The organism is Serratia sp. CoH_134_PS_4 (assembly GCF_058190535.1).
Genome location: NZ_JBXWKI010000004.1, coordinates 16,529 through 31,881, shown reverse-complemented (window position 1 = coordinate 31,881; position 15,353 = coordinate 16,529). Strand labels below are relative to the sequence as shown.

16 protein-coding genes are annotated in these 15,353 nt (G+C 54.8%); 15 read left to right on the top strand and 1 reads right to left on the bottom strand.

Annotated features, from left to right (window positions below; translation table 11 throughout):
* The first annotated feature begins 71 nt into the window (after positions 1-71).
* The 11 genes from AC2FCQ_RS08480 to nei all read left to right on the top strand — a co-directional run bounded on the left by AC2FCQ_RS08480 (position 72) and on the right by nei (position 10,007).
* Positions 72-1,025: a YbgA family protein gene (locus tag AC2FCQ_RS08480; RefSeq protein ID WP_265554387.1), complete on the top strand. Its 954-nt coding sequence runs from the start codon at positions 72-74 to the stop codon at positions 1,023-1,025.
* Between the two features lie 15 nt (positions 1,026-1,040).
* Positions 1,041-2,471 carry a deoxyribodipyrimidine photo-lyase gene (gene phrB, locus AC2FCQ_RS08475; protein WP_490308045.1) on the top strand — a complete coding sequence of 477 codons (1,431 nt, stop codon included), beginning with the start codon at positions 1,041-1,043 and terminating at the stop codon, positions 2,469-2,471.
* Between the two features lie 22 nt (positions 2,472-2,493).
* Positions 2,494-3,474, top strand: a complete 981-nt coding sequence (locus AC2FCQ_RS08470) for an MBL fold metallo-hydrolase (protein ID WP_490308044.1) — start codon at positions 2,494-2,496, stop codon at positions 3,472-3,474.
* Between the two features lie 17 nt (positions 3,475-3,491).
* Positions 3,492-4,235 carry a type 2 GTP cyclohydrolase I gene (locus AC2FCQ_RS08465; protein ID WP_490308043.1) on the top strand — a complete coding sequence of 248 codons (744 nt, stop codon included), beginning with the start codon at positions 3,492-3,494 and terminating at the stop codon, positions 4,233-4,235.
* Positions 4,236-4,387: 152 nt separating this feature from the next.
* Complete coding sequence (gene pxpB, locus AC2FCQ_RS08460) at positions 4,388-5,044, top strand: 5-oxoprolinase subunit PxpB (protein ID WP_265554379.1); 657 nt, start codon at positions 4,388-4,390, stop codon at positions 5,042-5,044.
* Complete coding sequence (gene pxpC / locus AC2FCQ_RS08455; RefSeq protein ID WP_265554377.1) at positions 5,038-5,970, top strand: 5-oxoprolinase subunit PxpC; 933 nt, start codon at positions 5,038-5,040, stop codon at positions 5,968-5,970. Before pxpB ends, pxpC begins: the two co-directional genes overlap by 7 nt.
* Positions 5,960-6,697 carry a 5-oxoprolinase subunit PxpA gene (gene pxpA / locus AC2FCQ_RS08450; RefSeq protein ID WP_265554375.1) on the top strand — a complete coding sequence of 246 codons (738 nt, stop codon included), beginning with the start codon at positions 5,960-5,962 and terminating at the stop codon, positions 6,695-6,697. The genes pxpC and pxpA overlap by 11 nt, the downstream gene beginning before the upstream one ends.
* Before the next feature lie 60 nt (positions 6,698-6,757).
* Positions 6,758-7,489, top strand: a complete 732-nt coding sequence (locus AC2FCQ_RS08445; protein ID WP_209636277.1) for a DUF969 domain-containing protein — start codon at positions 6,758-6,760, stop codon at positions 7,487-7,489.
* On the top strand, positions 7,486-8,505 hold the full coding sequence (locus AC2FCQ_RS08440) for a DUF979 domain-containing protein (RefSeq protein ID WP_209636275.1): 1,020 nt from the start codon (positions 7,486-7,488) through the stop codon (positions 8,503-8,505). The genes AC2FCQ_RS08445 and AC2FCQ_RS08440 overlap by 4 nt, the downstream gene beginning before the upstream one ends.
* Positions 8,506-8,514: 9 nt before the next feature.
* On the top strand, positions 8,515-9,159 hold the full coding sequence (gene pcp / locus AC2FCQ_RS08435; protein WP_404760154.1) for a pyroglutamyl-peptidase I: 645 nt from the start codon (positions 8,515-8,517) through the stop codon (positions 9,157-9,159).
* 56 nt (positions 9,160-9,215) lie between these two features.
* Positions 9,216-10,007 (top strand): endonuclease VIII, encoded by a 792-nt coding sequence (nei, locus tag AC2FCQ_RS08430; RefSeq protein WP_490308042.1) that lies wholly within the window; start codon positions 9,216-9,218, stop codon positions 10,005-10,007.
* Between the two features lie 59 nt (positions 10,008-10,066).
* Here nei and AC2FCQ_RS08425 read toward each other — a convergent pair whose 3' ends face one another.
* Complete coding sequence (locus AC2FCQ_RS08425) at positions 10,067-11,359, bottom strand: citrate synthase (protein ID WP_209636268.1); 1,293 nt, start codon at positions 11,357-11,359, stop codon at positions 10,067-10,069.
* Positions 11,360-12,092: 733 nt separating this feature from the next.
* Between AC2FCQ_RS08425 and sdhC the strand changes: the two genes are divergently transcribed.
* From sdhC to AC2FCQ_RS08405, 4 genes are read left to right on the top strand one after another with little or no spacing between them, the layout of a single operon-like run.
* Complete coding sequence (gene sdhC, locus AC2FCQ_RS08420; RefSeq protein ID WP_020825671.1) at positions 12,093-12,482, top strand: succinate dehydrogenase cytochrome b556 subunit; 390 nt, start codon at positions 12,093-12,095, stop codon at positions 12,480-12,482.
* Positions 12,476-12,823 carry a succinate dehydrogenase membrane anchor subunit gene (sdhD, locus tag AC2FCQ_RS08415; protein WP_209636266.1) on the top strand — a complete coding sequence of 116 codons (348 nt, stop codon included), beginning with the start codon at positions 12,476-12,478 and terminating at the stop codon, positions 12,821-12,823. The genes sdhC and sdhD overlap by 7 nt, the downstream gene beginning before the upstream one ends.
* Before the next feature lies 1 nt (position 12,824).
* Positions 12,825-14,591, top strand: coding sequence for a succinate dehydrogenase flavoprotein subunit (gene sdhA / locus AC2FCQ_RS08410; RefSeq protein ID WP_209636264.1), 1,767 nt, complete (start codon positions 12,825-12,827; stop codon positions 14,589-14,591).
* Between the two features lie 16 nt (positions 14,592-14,607).
* Complete coding sequence (locus tag AC2FCQ_RS08405; protein ID WP_209636262.1) at positions 14,608-15,324, top strand: succinate dehydrogenase iron-sulfur subunit; 717 nt, start codon at positions 14,608-14,610, stop codon at positions 15,322-15,324.
* The last annotated feature ends 29 nt before the right edge of the window (positions 15,325-15,353 follow it).

Sequence of the window (15,353 nt, the reverse complement as noted above, 5' to 3'; positions counted from 1 at the left end):
CGGTAAGGTTCGTCCCCTGAGGGAAATTCCTCTACACTTTTAACATCATCCAACGCTGGGAGAGCCTATTGATGAGTGACAAAATTCCTATTGGGATCAGCGCCTGCCTGCTGGGTGAGAAGGTGCGCTTTGACGGTGGCCATAAACGGCTGGCCTTTGCGGTGGAACAACTGGCCCCCTACGTGCGTTTTGAGGCGATTTGCCCGGAAATGGCAATCGGTTTGTCGACCCCGCGCCCGGCACTGCGGTTGATCAAAAAACAACATCATGTGGCATTACGCTACAGCAATGACGACAGCATCGACGTGACCGACCAGATGCAGCAATTTTCCTCACAGCGCATTGCCGCTTTGCAGCACCTGTGCGGATACATTGTTTGCGCCAACTCGCCAAGCTGTGGGATGGAGCGGGTTCGACTGTATGACGATAGCGGCGAAGGCGCGCGTAAAAGCGGTGTCGGGTTGTACACTGCCGAACTGCTGCGGCAAATGCCCTGGTTACCGGTGGAAGAAGACGGGCGGTTGAACGATGCAACGCTGCGGGAAAATTTTGTAGAACGCGTTTATGCGCTGTATGAATTGAACATGCTGTGGCGCAAAGGGCTAACCCGTGGCGGGTTGATTGCCTTTCATAGCCGTTACAAGCTGTCGTTGTTGGCGCACTCGCAGCCAGAATACCGTGAGTTGGGCCGTTTTGTGGCAGGTGTGGACAAATGGGAATCGCTGGAGGCGTTTGCCATTGAATACCGTAGTCGCTTGATGAAACTGCTGGCGCACAAGGCGACGCGCCGTAACCACACCAACGTGCTGATGCATGTGCAGGGTTATTTCCGCAGCCATCTGAGTTCTGCGCAGCGCCAGGAGTTGGCACAGCTGATTGATCGTTATCGACAGGGTGTACAACCGCTGCTTGCACCGATCACCTTGCTCAAGCATTACATGGCTGAGTACCCCGATCGCTATCTGGCGGATCAACGTTATTTCGAACCCTATCCCGAAGCGCTGCGCCTGCGTTATGGCCACTAACCGACAAGGAGTTTTATGACCACGCATCTGGTCTGGTTGCGTAACGATCTGCGTATTACCGACAACAAAGCGCTGCACGCCGCCTGTAGCGATCCTGACGCCCGCGTGTTGGCCGTGTTTATCGCCACCCCGCAACAATGGTTACAGCACGAAATGGCACCGCGCCAGGCGTCATTTATCCATGCCAATTTGCTGCTGGTGCAGCAGGCGCTTGCCGAGCGTGGCATTCCGCTCGGCTACCATCAATGTGATGATTTCGCCACCTCGGTTGATTGGTTGGTTGCTTACTGCGAGCAGGAACAGGTGGATAGACTGTTTTACAATCGCCAGTACGAAATCAACGAACGCGTCCGTGACCAAGGGTTAGAGCAGTGTTTATCCGGGAAGGTGATTTGCCAGAGTTTTGATGACAGCCTGTTATTGCCGCCGGGTAGCGTAAGAACCGGTGGCGGTGAAATGTACAAAATCTATACGCCATTTCGTAAAGCCTTTATCCAACGCCTGACAGAATCGGACGTTCGTTCCCTGCCAGCCCCCAAAACACGGTGTGGTGGCGCGCTGCCAATAACCGCCGTACCTGAAGCATTCAATTATCCGCCGGCAGAGGCAATGGGGGATTTCCCTGCAGGGGAAGAGGCGGCGCTGCAGCGGTTACGAACCTTTTGCCGTGAACAGGTGCAAGATTACCTTGAACAGCGAGATCTGCCCGCCATTGCCGGCACTAGCAGTTTGTCGCCTTATCTGGCCATCGGCGCCTTATCACCGCGTCAGTGCTTTAATCGTCTGCGAGCTGAATGCCCGCAGGTATTGGAAAACAGCGATAGCGGCGCCTTTGGTTGGCTAAATGAGCTGATCTGGCGCGAGTTTTATCGGCATCTGATGGTGGCCTATCCTGCGTTATGCAGGCACCGTCCCTTTATCGATTGGACGGATAAGGTACGCTGGCAGAATAATCCTGAGTTTTTGCAGGCGTGGCAGCAGGGGGCAACGGGCTATCCGATTGTCGATGCCGCCATGCGCCAGTTGAATGAAACCGGTTGGATGCACAATCGCTTACGTATGATCAGCGCCAGCTTTCTGGTGAAAGACTTGTTGGTTGATTGGCGCGCTGGCGAACGTTACTTCATGTCAAAACTGGTGGACGGCGACCTGGCGGCCAATAACGGTGGCTGGCAGTGGGCGGCGTCAACCGGTACCGATGCTGCGCCCTATTTCCGCATTTTTAACCCGACCACTCAGGGCGAACGTTTTGATCCGCAAGGCACTTTTATCCGTAAATGGTTGCCCGAGCTGGCGGATGTACCGGACAATGCTATCCATCAACCCCATCGCTGGGCGGAACAGCAGCAGCGTGTGCTGGATTACCCGCTGCCGATTGTCGACCACAAGCAGGCGCGGTTGGATACGCTGGCAGCCTTTGAAGCGGCGAAGCGCGGGGAATATTAAGGCAACAGCAAGGAGCGACATAATGATGAAAAAGGTGCTGGCCCTGTGCCTGAGCGGTTATTCAGCCCTGGCGATGGCGGGCTTTGATGTAGTGGCATTAGGCGTGGACGGGGGGGTTAGCGACGGCAATCTGACCTCCTACCTGATCCGCAGCGACAATCAGTCGCAGTATCTGGCGCTGGATGCCGGCTCGCTGCTGCCAGGCATTGCCAAAGGGCTGGAAAAGGGCAGTTTCCCTCAAGTCACCCCTGAATTGGCTGCGCCCTATACCCCGCAAGGCTATGTATTCCGCCAGCTGATTGGCGCTTATTTTATCAGTCACGGCCATTTGGACCATGTGGCGGGGCTGATTATCGGCTCGCCGGAAGACAGCAAGAAAAATATCTATGCCCAGGCAGATACCATTCTGACCCTGCGCAACCATTACTTTAACTGGAAGGCCTGGCCCAACTTTACCGACTCCGGCAATGGATCGCGGTTGGGTACCTACCGCTTGCAAACGGTAAGGCCGCAGCAGCGCGTGACGCTGGGGGTCACCGGATTGACGGGCGTGATGTATCCGCTCAGCCATGATCGTTACCCTTCATCGATGTTGCTGGTGTCCGACCGTAGCGGATCCTTTGCCTTTTTCGGCGATACCGGGCCGGATGCACTTGAGCAATCACGCAATCTGGATAGCGCCTGGCGCGTGCTGGGGCCGCTTATCGAACAGAAAAAACTGAAAGGGATGATCATCGAAGCGTCCTACCCCAATGAGGTGGAGGATAAAAATCTGTATGGGCATTTGACGCCTGCGTGGTTGCTTAAAGAGCTGAAAAATCTGGCGCAGTACAGCGGCGGCGAAGGTTCACTGAAAGATTTACCGGTGGTGATCAGCCATATCAAACCCAGTCTGAAGCAAGGTGAAAACGTGCGCGCGACCATTAAGCAACAGTTGGATCAGGGCAACGATCTGGGCGTAAAATTTATCCTGATGGAACAGGGCGACCGGCAGACATTTTGAATTGAAGAGAGAACTTTATGCGTAACCTCGATCTGGAACAGTTGATCAATAGCGAACTGAACACCGCCGCGTTTCAGGATTACGGGCCAAATGGCCTGCAGGTGGAAGGGCGGCCACATGTGCAGCGCATTGTCACTGGCGTTACGGCGTGCCAGGCCTTGCTGGATGCCGCGGTGGTACACCAGGCGGACGCTATTGTGGTGCATCATGGCTATTTCTGGAAAAACGAAGCGCCATCAATACGCGGCATGAAGCGCAACCGGCTGAAAACGCTGCTGAGCAATGATATCAACCTGTATGGCTATCACCTGCCGCTGGACGCACACCCGGTATTGGGCAATAACGCGCAGTTGGCACATTTGCTGGGTATTCGCGTGATTGGTGAGGTGGAACCCCTGGTACCACACGGCGAATTCGAACACCCGCTGACCGGGGCTGAACTGCAACAACGTATCGAGAGCCGTCTGGGGCGTTCCGTGCTGCACTGTGGCGATAATGCGCCAGCACATATCCGCCGCGTTGCCTGGTGTACCGGCGGCGGTCAGGGCTTTATCGACAGCGCGGCACGATTTGGCGTGGATGCCTTCATTACCGGCGAAGTTTCTGAGCAAACTATTCACAGCGCGCGGGAAATGGGCATTCATTTCTTTGCGGCTGGTCACCATGCCACTGAGCGCGGTGGTATCAAGGCGCTGGGGGAATGGCTGGCTCAACAACATGGTTTTGATGTGACCTTTATTGATATCCCGAATCCTGCCTGATTTTTCTCTTCAGGATTCAGCCGGTTTATACACTGGCTGAATCCTTTTAATAGCCTAATCCCTTATTTTCCCAAAGGTTGTTCTATTGACAGCCGGGGCGCTGTCACGCATAACTGATGGGTTTTCATCGCGATAATAATAAGGAGAAAAGGGTGCAACGAGCACGATGTTACCTGTTAGGTGAAAGAGCGGTAGTGCTTGAACTGTCGCCGCCGGTGACGCTGTCGAGCCAGCAGCGGATCTGGGCGTTGGCCGAAAAACTGAATCATCATCCCGATGTACGTGAAGTGGTGCCGGGCATGAATAATCTTACGCTGTTGCTGAATACGCCCAAGGCTGACGCCGAAGCGATGCTGGGGTTGTTGCAAGAGGGCTGGGACAGCAAGGAAAGCCTGGTTCCTGAATCGCGTCAGGTGGATATTCCGGTCATTTATGGTGGCCAGGATGGGCCCGATCTGGATGACGTCGCGCGCCATACCGGTATGACGGCACAGCAGGTGGTGGAATGTCATTCATCAGCGGCCTACGTGGTCTATTTCCTCGGTTTCCAACCCGGTTTTTCCTACATGGGCGGTATGCCTGAAAAATTGGCGACGCCGCGACGTGCCGAACCACGGCTGTCAGTGGCGGCCGGTTCCGTAGGCATTGGCGGTAGCCAGACCGGGATTTATCCGTTGGTGACTCCGGGCGGATGGCAGTTGATTGGGCGAACCCCCCTGGCGTTGTTTAATCCGTATGAAATGCCACCAACCCTACTGCGTCCTGGCGATAGCGTAAGGTTTGTGCCACAGAAGGAGGGCGTATGCTGAAGATTCTGCGTGCGGGTATTTACACCACGGTGCAGGATCTGGGCCGTAACGGTTTCCGCCGTCTGGGGATCAGCCAGGGCGGTGCACTCGATGAACCCGCGTTGAGGATCGCTAACTTGCTGGTGGGCAATGACATCAAGGCCGCCGGACTGGAAATCACCCTTGGGCAATTTAGCGCCGAATTTACCCAGCCAGGTTGGATCGCTCTGACCGGTGCTGGTTGCGATGCGCAATTGGATGGAAAGCCTTTATGGACCGGCTGGCGCTATGCGGTCAGTGCGGGTCAGCAGCTTGTTCTGAAAATGCCGAAACGCGGAATGCGCACTTATCTGGCAATAGCCGGGGGTATCGCGGTTCCTGAAATGCTCGGCTCCCATAGTACAGATAGCAAAGCGGCTTTCGGCGGGCTGGAAGGGCGCAACCTGCGGGATGGTGACAGCCTGCCATTGGGGCAAGGGCGTTCGTTGCCGCCGCAGAGCACTGGCGTAAAGCAATTGCTGTTTAACAACCGCGTCCGTGCGTTGCCGGGGCCGGAATATGACGAATTCAGTGAAGAGGCGCGGGAAGCATTTTGGCGTACGGCCTGGCAGCTGAGCCCGCAGAGTAATCGTATGGGCTATCGCCTGCATGGTAGCAGTGTGCTGAGCCGCACCACCGATCGCGAAATGTTGTCGCATGGCCTGTTACCGGGTGTTGTACAGGTACCGCATAACGGCCAGCCAATCGTACTGATGGCCGATGCGCAGACTACCGGGGGATATCCGCGTATTGCCTGCGTGATCGAAGCCGATCTTTACCATTTGGCGCAAATTCGCCTGGGCGAAGCCATCCACTTTGTACCCTGTACTCTGGCAGAGGCGCAACGCGCCAAGGCGGAACAGGAACACTTCATCCAACAGATTGCCTGGGGGTTAAATGATCGTTGATTTGAATGCCGATCTTGGAGAAGGCTGCGCCAACGATGAGGCGCTGTTGCAACGGGTGAGCTCGGCCAATATCGCCTGCGGTTTTCATGCTGGGGATGCACAGACCATGCGGCAGTCGGTGCGTTGGGCACTGCAATACGGCGTTGCCATTGGCGCGCATCCAAGCTTCCCCGATCGTGAGAATTTTGGCCGTACTCGCATGCAATTGCCGCCAGAAACGGTGTATGCGCAAGTGGTGTATCAGCTTGGTGCGCTTGCCGCAATTGCCCGTGCTGAAGGCGGAGTGATGGTGCATGTGAAACCCCATGGCATGTTGTACAACCAGGCCGCGGTAGAACCGGAGCTGGCAGAGGCTATCGCCCGGGCGGTTAAAGCGGTAGATCCGACGCTGCGGTTAGTGGGATTGGCGGGCAGTGAGCTTATCCGCGCCGGTCAAAAACAGGGGCTGAAGACACGGCAGGAAGTTTTTGCGGATCGTGGTTATCAGGCCGATGGCACGCTGGTGCCGCGTGGCCAGGCTGGGGCGCTGATTACCAGCGACGAACTGGCGTTGGCACAAACGCTGGAAATGGTTCGTCATCATCGGGTTCGTACGCTGGACGGCACCTGGGCCGCCGTTCAGGCCGAAACTGTCTGCCTGCATGGCGACGGTGAACATGCGCTGGAATACGCGCGCACGCTGCGCGAGCGTTTTGCCGTTGAAGGTATCAACGTTAGCGCCGAGTAGTTAAGCAGTACACACAACATCACAAACAAAAAAACTATTAGAAATTATCGAGGGAATACTATGGAACAGGCCGTTAACCTCTGGCCATTGATTGGCATTGCCGCCATCGTGGTTGGATTTGTTTTACGCTTTAACCCCGTGCTGGTGGTGATTGTCGCCGGCATCATCACCGGGCTGGCGGCACTGATGCCGCTAGACGTGATCCTGGAAAAACTGGGTGAAGGCTTCCTCAATACCCGTAACCTGCCGCTGATCTTGTTACTGCCATTGGCGGTAATTGGTTTGCTGGAGCGCCACGGGTTGAAAGAGCGCGCGCAGGCGTGGATCGCCAAGATCAAGAGTGCCACCGCAGGACGGTTGTTGATCGTCTATCTGTTTGTTCGTGAAATCACCGCAGCCATGGGGCTGACCAGCCTGGGCGGGCATCCGCAAATGGTGCGTCCATTGTTGGCGCCGATGGCTGAAGGGGCAGCAGAAAACCGCTACGGCGAATTGCCGGAACGTACGCGCCACCGTCTGCGTGCCATGTCTGCTGCTACGGATAACGTCGGGTTGTTCTTTGGTGAGGATATTTTTGTGGCTTTCGGTGCCATTATCTTCATGCACAACTTTATGCTGGAGTCCGGTGGTATTCAGACCGAGCCATTGCATATCGCACTTTGGGGTATCCCGACGGCCATCTTTGCTTTCCTGATCCATTCATTCCGGCTTTATCGGATGGATAAACAGCTCAGCGCCGAATTGGCGCAACTCAATCAGGCGGCGCTGCAGGCTAAAGGGGATGCTCAATGACTTTCCAACAACAATATCTCTATTGGCTGGCCGGTGTCGTGCTGTTGATCGTGGCGGTGATGTCTTTCCGCGATCGTGCCAATCCCCGCCGCATTACCACAGGTTTGTTCTGGGCGCTGTATGGCCTGGTGTTCCTGGTTGGCGACTGGACTTATCGTCTGTTAGGTGACGTGCTGGGTGAGGGCAGCAACGAGAAACGCATGCTGCACATCATTGTCGGTGTGGTGGTCGTGATCATGGCGTTGATCGCCGGTTTTGGCGGTGTACGCCTGGGTAGCTATCATCAGCGTACGCCACAACAGCGCGAAGAAAGTGCCAAGCGCCTGGGGAACCGGCTGTTTATTCCCGCATTGGCCATCCCGGTAGTGACGGTCGTGGGGGTGTTGCTGTTTAACAATATTCCTGCGCTGCAAACCGCGGTATTCGGCAGCGGCAATCACGCAACCTTGATTACGCTGTTCTCGATGACCGCCGGTTGTTTGCTTGGCCTGGTTATCGCCGTGAAAATGACGCATGAAAAAGTGCTGCAACCGATCCAGGAAGCACGTCGCCTGCTGGACTCCATCGGTTGGGCGTTTATTTTGCCGCAAATCCTCGCCACGCTGGGCCTGTTGTTTACCGCAGCCGGTGTCGGCACGGCCATTTCTCATCTGACCCAGGAGTATCTGGCGGTCGACAATCGCTTTATTGCCGTTGCGGTTTACGCTATCGGTATGGCGTTGCTGACGATGGTGATGGGCAATGCCTTTGCGGCTTTCCCCATTGTTACCGCAGGTATCGGTATTCCGATTCTGGTGTTACAGCATGGGGGTAATCCGGCAGTCATGGCGGCTATCGGTATGTTTTCCGGCTATTGCGGCACGCTGATGACGCCAATGGCTGCTAACTTTAATATTGTACCGGCGGCGTTATTGGAATTGCCGGACAAGAATGCGGTGATCAAAGCGCAGGTACCGACTGGGGTGCTGCTGCTGCTGGTTAACGTATTCCTGCTTTATTTCCTGATGTTCCTGTAAGGAGAACGCATGCAAAAGGTATTGATCACGGGTTTTGAACCCTTTGGCGGCGAACGCGTTAATCCTTCGTGGGAAGTGGTCAAGCAACTCAATGATATGGAATTGGCTGGTGCGCGCATTATTGCGCGCCAACTGCCCTGCGTGTTCGGCGCGGCGTTGGACACGCTGAATGCCGCGATCGATGAGGTACAACCCGTGATGGTGCTGGCTATCGGGCAGGCGGGTGGGCGCACCGATATAACCCTCGAACGGGTGGCGATCAACATCGATGATGCGCGTATCCCCGATAATCAGGGGCAACAGCCAATAGACGAAGCTATCGTTGCAAGCGGGCCGGCAGCCTATTTCAGCACGTTGCCGATCAAGGCAATGGTGAACTCGATGCGTGAAGCCGGTATTCCGGCCTCAGTGTCACAAACGGCCGGGACCTATGTCTGCAACCACGTGATGTACGGCTTGTTGCACCGCTTGAGTGACCAACAGGCAATCAAGGGTGGGTTTATTCATATCCCTTATCTGCCGGAACAGGCGGCGGCGCACCCTGGTGCGCCGAGCATGGCCGCGAACACGGTGTTGTTTGCCCTCGAGCTGGCGATTTCCATTGCATTGCAGGTGGAACATGATTTGAAAGTGGTTGGCGGTGCGACACACTAACACCCGTCATACCCCGGTGCGGCTTGCTGCGCCGGGGCTTATTCAGGAGTTTTCATATGCCGGAAGGACCGGAGATTCGCCGGGCGGCAGATGCGCTGGCGGCGGCGGTGCTAGACCAACCGCTGACCGAGGTCGGTTTTGCTTTCCCCCAACTTAAACATTATCGCAATCAGCTAATTGGCGAACGCATTGTCGCTATTGAACCGCGTGGCAAGGCGCTGTTAACCCATTTTTCAAACGGATTGACGCTGTATAGCCATAACCAATTGTATGGCGTATGGAAGGTGGTAAACGCGGGGGAGATGCCTGAAACCAAGCGGGATCTGCGTGTAAGGCTTGAAACGGCGGAGCGGGCGATTCTGTTGTACAGCGCTTCGGATATTACCGTCGGACCGCGTGAAGAGATAGAACAGCACCCGTTTTTAAAGCGCATTGGCCCTGACGTGTTGGACATGACGCTGACAGTGGAGGCAGTGGCGCTGCGACTCTTGTCGCCTGCATTTCGCCGCAGACAACTGGGCGGCATGTTGCTCGATCAAGCTTTTCTCGCGGGGTTGGGCAACTATCTGCGCGCTGAAATTCTTTGGCAGGCAGAATTGGCACCTCACCATAGGCCGCAAGAACTGCCGTCTGACGTTTTACAGCGGCTGGCGGAAGCTTTACTGGCGGTGCCGCGATTGTCTTACCAAACGCGCGGGCAGGTGGATGAAAACCGCCACCATGGTGCGCTGTTCAGTTTTAAAGTATTCCACCGCAGTGGCGAACCTTGTGAGCGTTGCGGTGCGATGATCGTGCGTACTTCATTGTCGTCCCGACCTTTCTATTGGTGTCCGGGATGTCAGAAATAGCAAAAAAATGCCGCCCATTGGGGCGGCATTTTAGCGGCAATACGTAGGGTAAAGCGGCGTTACTTGTTTTTCAGCTGGGACGTGAAGTCGCGTTCGGCATAGCCGGTGTACAACTGACGCGGACGGGCAATCTTGATGCCTTCGTCGTGCATTTCGTTCCAGTGTGCGATCCAGCCGATAGTACGGGCGATAGCGAAGATAACGGTAAACATGGAAGAAGGAATACCCATCGCCTTCAGGATGATACCTGAATAGAAGTCGACGTTCGGGTACAGTTTCTTCTCGATGAAGTACGGGTCGTTCAGCGCGATGTGTTCCAGCTCCATCGCCACTTCCAACAGGTTATCGTCCTTCTTGTTCAGCTCTTTCAGCACTTCGTGACAGGTTTCACGCATCACGGTGGCACGTGGGTCGTAATTCTTGTACACGCGGTGGCCAAAGCCCATCAGACGGAATGAGTCGTTTTTGTCTTTGGCACGCTTGATGAACTCAGGGATGTGCTCAACGGTTTTGATCTCTTCCAGCATTTTCAGTGCGGCTTCGTTGGCACCGCCGTGTGCTGGTCCCCACAGTGAAGCAATACCGGCAGCAATACAGGCAAACGGGTTAGCGCCTGAAGAGCCTGCGGTACGTACGGTTGAGGTGGACGCATTTTGCTCGTGGTCTGCGTGCAGGATCAGGATGCGATCCATAGCGCGTTCCAGCACCGGGTTCACCACGTATTCTTCACACGGAGTCGCGAACATCATATGCAGGAAGTTGCCGGCGTAGGACAGATCGTTGCGAGGGTAAACGAACGGCTGGCCCAGAGAATATTTGTAACACATGGCTGCCACGGTAGGCATTTTGGACAGCAGGCGGAACGCGGTGATTTCGCGGTGGCGCTCGTTGTTAACGTCCAGTGCATCGTGGTAGAACGCCGCCAGGGCACCTGTTACACCGCACAGCACGGCCATTGGGTGTGAGTCACGACGGAAACCACGGAACAGATGGGTGATCTGGTCGTGGATCATGGTGTGGCGGGTGACGGTCGTTTTGAAGGTCTCAAACTCTTCGGCAGTCGGGGTCTCGCCGTACAGCAGGATGTAGCATACTTCCAGATAGGAAGATTCTTTCGCCAACTGTTCGATTGGGAAGCCACGATGCAGCAGTATGCCTTTGTCACCGTCGATAAAGGTGATTTTGGATTCGCAGGAAGCGGTAGAGGTAAAGCCGGGATCAAACGTGAAATAACCTTTGGAGCCCAGGGCGCGGACATCAAGGACATCGGGGCCCAGTGTCGGGGATAATACGCCCAGTTCGATTGGAGCTTCACCATCGTTAATGGTTAGCGTCGCTTTCTTATCAGTCATTTACAGTCTCCTTTGCGCCTTATTTTAAAAACCTCTAACAACTGAAATACCTTAATTCTCCTCAGGTTGCCCGCAAAAAATGGTGCGGACGCTAACTCTGTGAGCGACTGCGCAATTGCGCGGGTAGGGTACAGAGTGCTAACCAGGCGAACGAGGCGGGTGACCAGTTGTTAACGATTCATCGGAATTCGTTATGTTCTGTTAATCTTACCTACGACGTGTTCGGGGGTTGTTGAACCTATCCCAATAAACTGTTTTCTATGCCTTATTTAATTATGTCTGCGGCAATGTGCTGCAAATATGAACGGCAAAAACCGCCATTGGGATAGGTTCCGCCAAATACACTGTTGCATATCTTGAACACTGGGGGAAGTGTATCTGCTGACCTATAGCGCGTCATAGGGCCGTTTGTGCCCCTATATGTAATGGAATTGTTGATCTCTTGTCAAATCAGATAATTAATTTTGTGCTAATTGTGAAATCCGTGATCTAAATCACTGTTCGGGGGAAATGTTACCAAAGGGATTGTATGGGAATTGTAATCAGAATGTGATCCTCCTATACTGCCGCCAGGTCTCCGGGATACCCTGAAGTAGGAGCACCCAGCGTTATAACTACGCGCCGTTTAAGCACACAGGATGTTGTTGTTTGAGCGCGTGACGTGTGAGGGTTTTGGCTCTTAACGCTGTCTGATCCCCGCCCAGGCCGGAGGAAGGAAAATAATAAGAGCTGTGTGGGCAAAAACGTGAAAAAACAAAGACCTGTCAACCTGGATCTGCAAACGATCCGGTTTCCCGTAACTGCGATAGCGTCCATCTTACATCGAGTCTCTGGCGTAATTACCTTCGTTGCCGTGGGTATCCTCCTCTGGCTGCTGGGCCTGTCTCTCTCTTCCCAAGAGGGTTTCATGCAGGCTGCTGCCATCATGAATAGCTTCGTTGTCAAATTCATATTCTGGGGCATCCTCACTGCACTGGCCTATCACATTTGCGGTGGCATTCGCCATTTGTTAATGGATTTTGGCTATATCGAAGAGAGTTTAGCCGCCGGTACCCGTTCTGCCCAGGTGGCGATCGGTCTGACCGTCGTGCTGTCAGTTCTGGCTGGAGTCCTCGTATGGTAAACAATGTTTCTGCATTAGGACGCAACGGCGTACACGACTGGTTGTTACTGCGTGCTTCCGCTATCGTCATCACCCTGTATGTACTGTATATCCTGGGCTTCTTCGTCACGGCTCCGGATCTCACCTACGAAATCTGGCGCGGTTTCTTCGCCACTTCTATTACGAAAGTGTTCACTGTACTGACGCTGCTGTCGATTCTGGTTCACGCCTGGGTCGGTTTGTGGCAGGTACTGACAGACTATGTCAAACCCGTCGCGGTGCGTCTGGTGTTGCAACTGGCGGTTATTGTCGTGTTGCTGGTCTATTTACTGTACGGAACAATCGTAGTGTGGGGTGCGTAAAATGAAACTGCCGGTCAGAGAGTTTGATGCTGTCGTTATCGGTGCAGGCGGTGCAGGTATGCGCGCGGCACTGCAAATTTCTCAAGCGGGCTCTACTTGCGCCTTGCTGTCAAAAGTCTTCCCGACCCGTTCCCATACCGTGTCTGCTCAGGGGGGTATTACCGTAGCCCTGGGTAACAACCACGAAGATAACTGGGAATGGCATATGTATGACACGGTGAAAGGCTCCGATTATATCGGTGACCAAGACGCCATTGAATATATGTGTAAAACCGGCCCTGAAGCCGTTCTGGAACTGGAACATATGGGGCTGCCGTTTTCTCGTACGGATGATGGCCGCATCTATCAGCGTCCATTCGGCGGCCAGTCACTGAACTTCGGTGGCGAGCAGGCGGCCCGCACTGCGGCGGCAGCTGACCGTACCGGTCACGCGTTGCTGCATACCCTGTATCAACAGAACCTGAAAAACCACACCACTATCTTCTCCGAGTGGTACGCGCTGGATCTGGTGAAAAACCAGGATGGTGCGGTCGTCGGTACCACGGCTATCTGCATTGAAACCGGTGAAGTGGTGTACTTCAAAGCCAAAGCTACCGTGTTGGCAACCGGCGGCGCAGGCCGTATTTACCAGTCCACCACTAACGCACATATCAATACCGGTGACGGTGTTGGCATGGCAATTCGTGCCGGCGTGCCCGTGCAGGACATGGAAATGTGGCAGTTCCACCCGACCGGCATCGCTGGCGCGGGTGTCTTGGTGACCGAAGGTTGCCGTGGCGAAGGCGGTTATCTGCTGAATAAACACGGCGAGCGTTTCATGGAGCGCTATGCGCCGAACGCTAAAGACCTGGCTGGTCGCGACGTGGTTGCTCGTTCGATCATGATTGAAATCCGCGAAGGCCGTGGTTGTGACGGTCCGTGGGGCCCGCACGTCAAACTGAAGTTGGATCACCTGGGCAAAGAAGTCCTGGAATCCCGCCTGCCGGGTATTCTGGAACTGTCGCGTACTTTCGCTCACGTCGATCCAGTGAAAGAACCTATTCCCGTTATTCCAACCTGTCACTACATGATGGGCGGTATTCCGACCAAAGTGACTGGCCAGGCGCTGACTGTGAACGAAAAAGGCGAAGATGTTGTGATCCCGGGCCTGTTCGCCGTTGGCGAAATTGCCTGTGTATCCGTGCATGGCGCCAACCGTTTGGGTGGCAACTCGTTGCTGGACCTGGTGGTGTTCGGTCGTGCTGCCGGTATGCATCTGCAGGAGTCGATGGCAGAGCAGGGCGCAAGCCGTGATGCCAGTGAATCTGATGTGGAAGCGTCACTCGACCGTCTGAACCGCTGGAACAATACCCGTTCAGGTGAAGATCCGGTTGAAATCCGTAAGGCACTGCAAGCCTGTATGCAGCACAACTTCTCGGTATTCCGTGAAGGTGATGCGATGGCGAAAGGCCTGGAAGAGCTGAAAGAGATCCGTGAACGTCTGAAGAATGCACGTCTGGATGATACCTCCAGCGAGTTCAACACCCAACGCATTGAATGCCTGGAGTTGGATAACCTGATGGAGACCGCGTATTCCACCGCCGTGTCGGCCAACTTCCGTACTGAGAGCCGTGGTGCACATAGCCGCTTCGACTTCCCAGAACGTGACGATGCCAACTGGCTGTGTCATTCGCTGTATCAGCCGCAATCGGAAAGCATGACGCGTCGTGAAGTGAACATGCAACCGAAGCTGCGCCCGGCATTCCCGCCGAAAGTGCGTTCTTACTAATTGCGGAGATCGATTGATGAAACTCGAATTTTCAATTTATCGCTACAATCCGGATGTTGACGACGCTCCGCATATGCAGGACTACAGCCTGGAAGCGGAAGAAGGTCGCGACATGATGTTGCTGGATGCCTTGATCCAGCTGAAAGAGAAAGATCCGACCCTGTCGTTCCGCCGCTCTTGTCGTGAAGGGGTCTGTGGTTCCGATGGCCTCAACATGAACGGTAAAAACGGTCTGGCATGTATCACACCGGTCTCGTCGTTGCGTAAAGGCAATAACAAGATTGTGATTCGTCCGCTGCCAGGTTTGCCAGTCGTGCGCGATCTGGTCGTTGATATGGGTCAGTTCTATACCCAGTATGAGAAGATCAAGCCTTACCTGCAGAACGACGGCAAGAACCCACCGGCGCGTGAGCACCTGCAATCGCCGGAGCAACGCGCCAAGCTGGATGGTCTGTACGAGTGCATTCTGTGTGCATGTTGCTCGACGTCTTGCCCATCGTTCTGGTGGAACCCTGACAAATTCGTTGGCCCGGCTGGCCTGTTGGCGGCGTACCGCTTCCTGATCGACAGCCGTGATACGGAAACGGAAGAACGTTTAGACGATCTGGACGACGCTTTCAGTGTTTTCCGCTGCCATAGCATTATGAATTGTGTCAGTGTATGCCCTAAAGGCTTGAATCCGACGCGTGCTATCGGTCATATCAAGTCTATGTTGCTGCAACGCGGCGCATAAGTGGAATGAGATGCTGCGCCGGGCAGTTT

Coding starts and splice junctions, on each gene's coding strand:
- AC2FCQ_RS08440 (WP_209636275.1), top strand. CDS start 7,486: ATGACTTTCCAACAACAATATCTCTATTGGCTGGCCGGTGTCGTGCTG.
- pxpA (WP_265554375.1), top strand. CDS start 5,960: ATGATCGTTGATTTGAATGCCGATCTTGGAGAAGGCTGCGCCAACGAT.
- AC2FCQ_RS08445 (WP_209636277.1), top strand. CDS start 6,758: ATGGAACAGGCCGTTAACCTCTGGCCATTGATTGGCATTGCCGCCATC.
- phrB (WP_490308045.1), top strand. CDS start 1,041: ATGACCACGCATCTGGTCTGGTTGCGTAACGATCTGCGTATTACCGAC.
- nei (WP_490308042.1), top strand. CDS start 9,216: ATGCCGGAAGGACCGGAGATTCGCCGGGCGGCAGATGCGCTGGCGGCG.
- AC2FCQ_RS08470 (WP_490308044.1), top strand. CDS start 2,494: ATGATGAAAAAGGTGCTGGCCCTGTGCCTGAGCGGTTATTCAGCCCTG.
- pcp (WP_404760154.1), top strand. CDS start 8,515: ATGCAAAAGGTATTGATCACGGGTTTTGAACCCTTTGGCGGCGAACGC.
- AC2FCQ_RS08465 (WP_490308043.1), top strand. CDS start 3,492: ATGCGTAACCTCGATCTGGAACAGTTGATCAATAGCGAACTGAACACC.
- AC2FCQ_RS08405 (WP_209636262.1), top strand. CDS start 14,608: ATGAAACTCGAATTTTCAATTTATCGCTACAATCCGGATGTTGACGAC.
- AC2FCQ_RS08425 (WP_209636268.1), bottom strand. CDS start 11,359: ATGACTGATAAGAAAGCGACGCTAACCATTAACGATGGTGAAGCTCCA.
- pxpC (WP_265554377.1), top strand. CDS start 5,038: ATGCTGAAGATTCTGCGTGCGGGTATTTACACCACGGTGCAGGATCTG.
- sdhD (WP_209636266.1), top strand. CDS start 12,476: ATGGTAAACAATGTTTCTGCATTAGGACGCAACGGCGTACACGACTGG.
- sdhA (WP_209636264.1), top strand. CDS start 12,825: ATGAAACTGCCGGTCAGAGAGTTTGATGCTGTCGTTATCGGTGCAGGC.
- AC2FCQ_RS08480 (WP_265554387.1), top strand. CDS start 72: ATGAGTGACAAAATTCCTATTGGGATCAGCGCCTGCCTGCTGGGTGAG.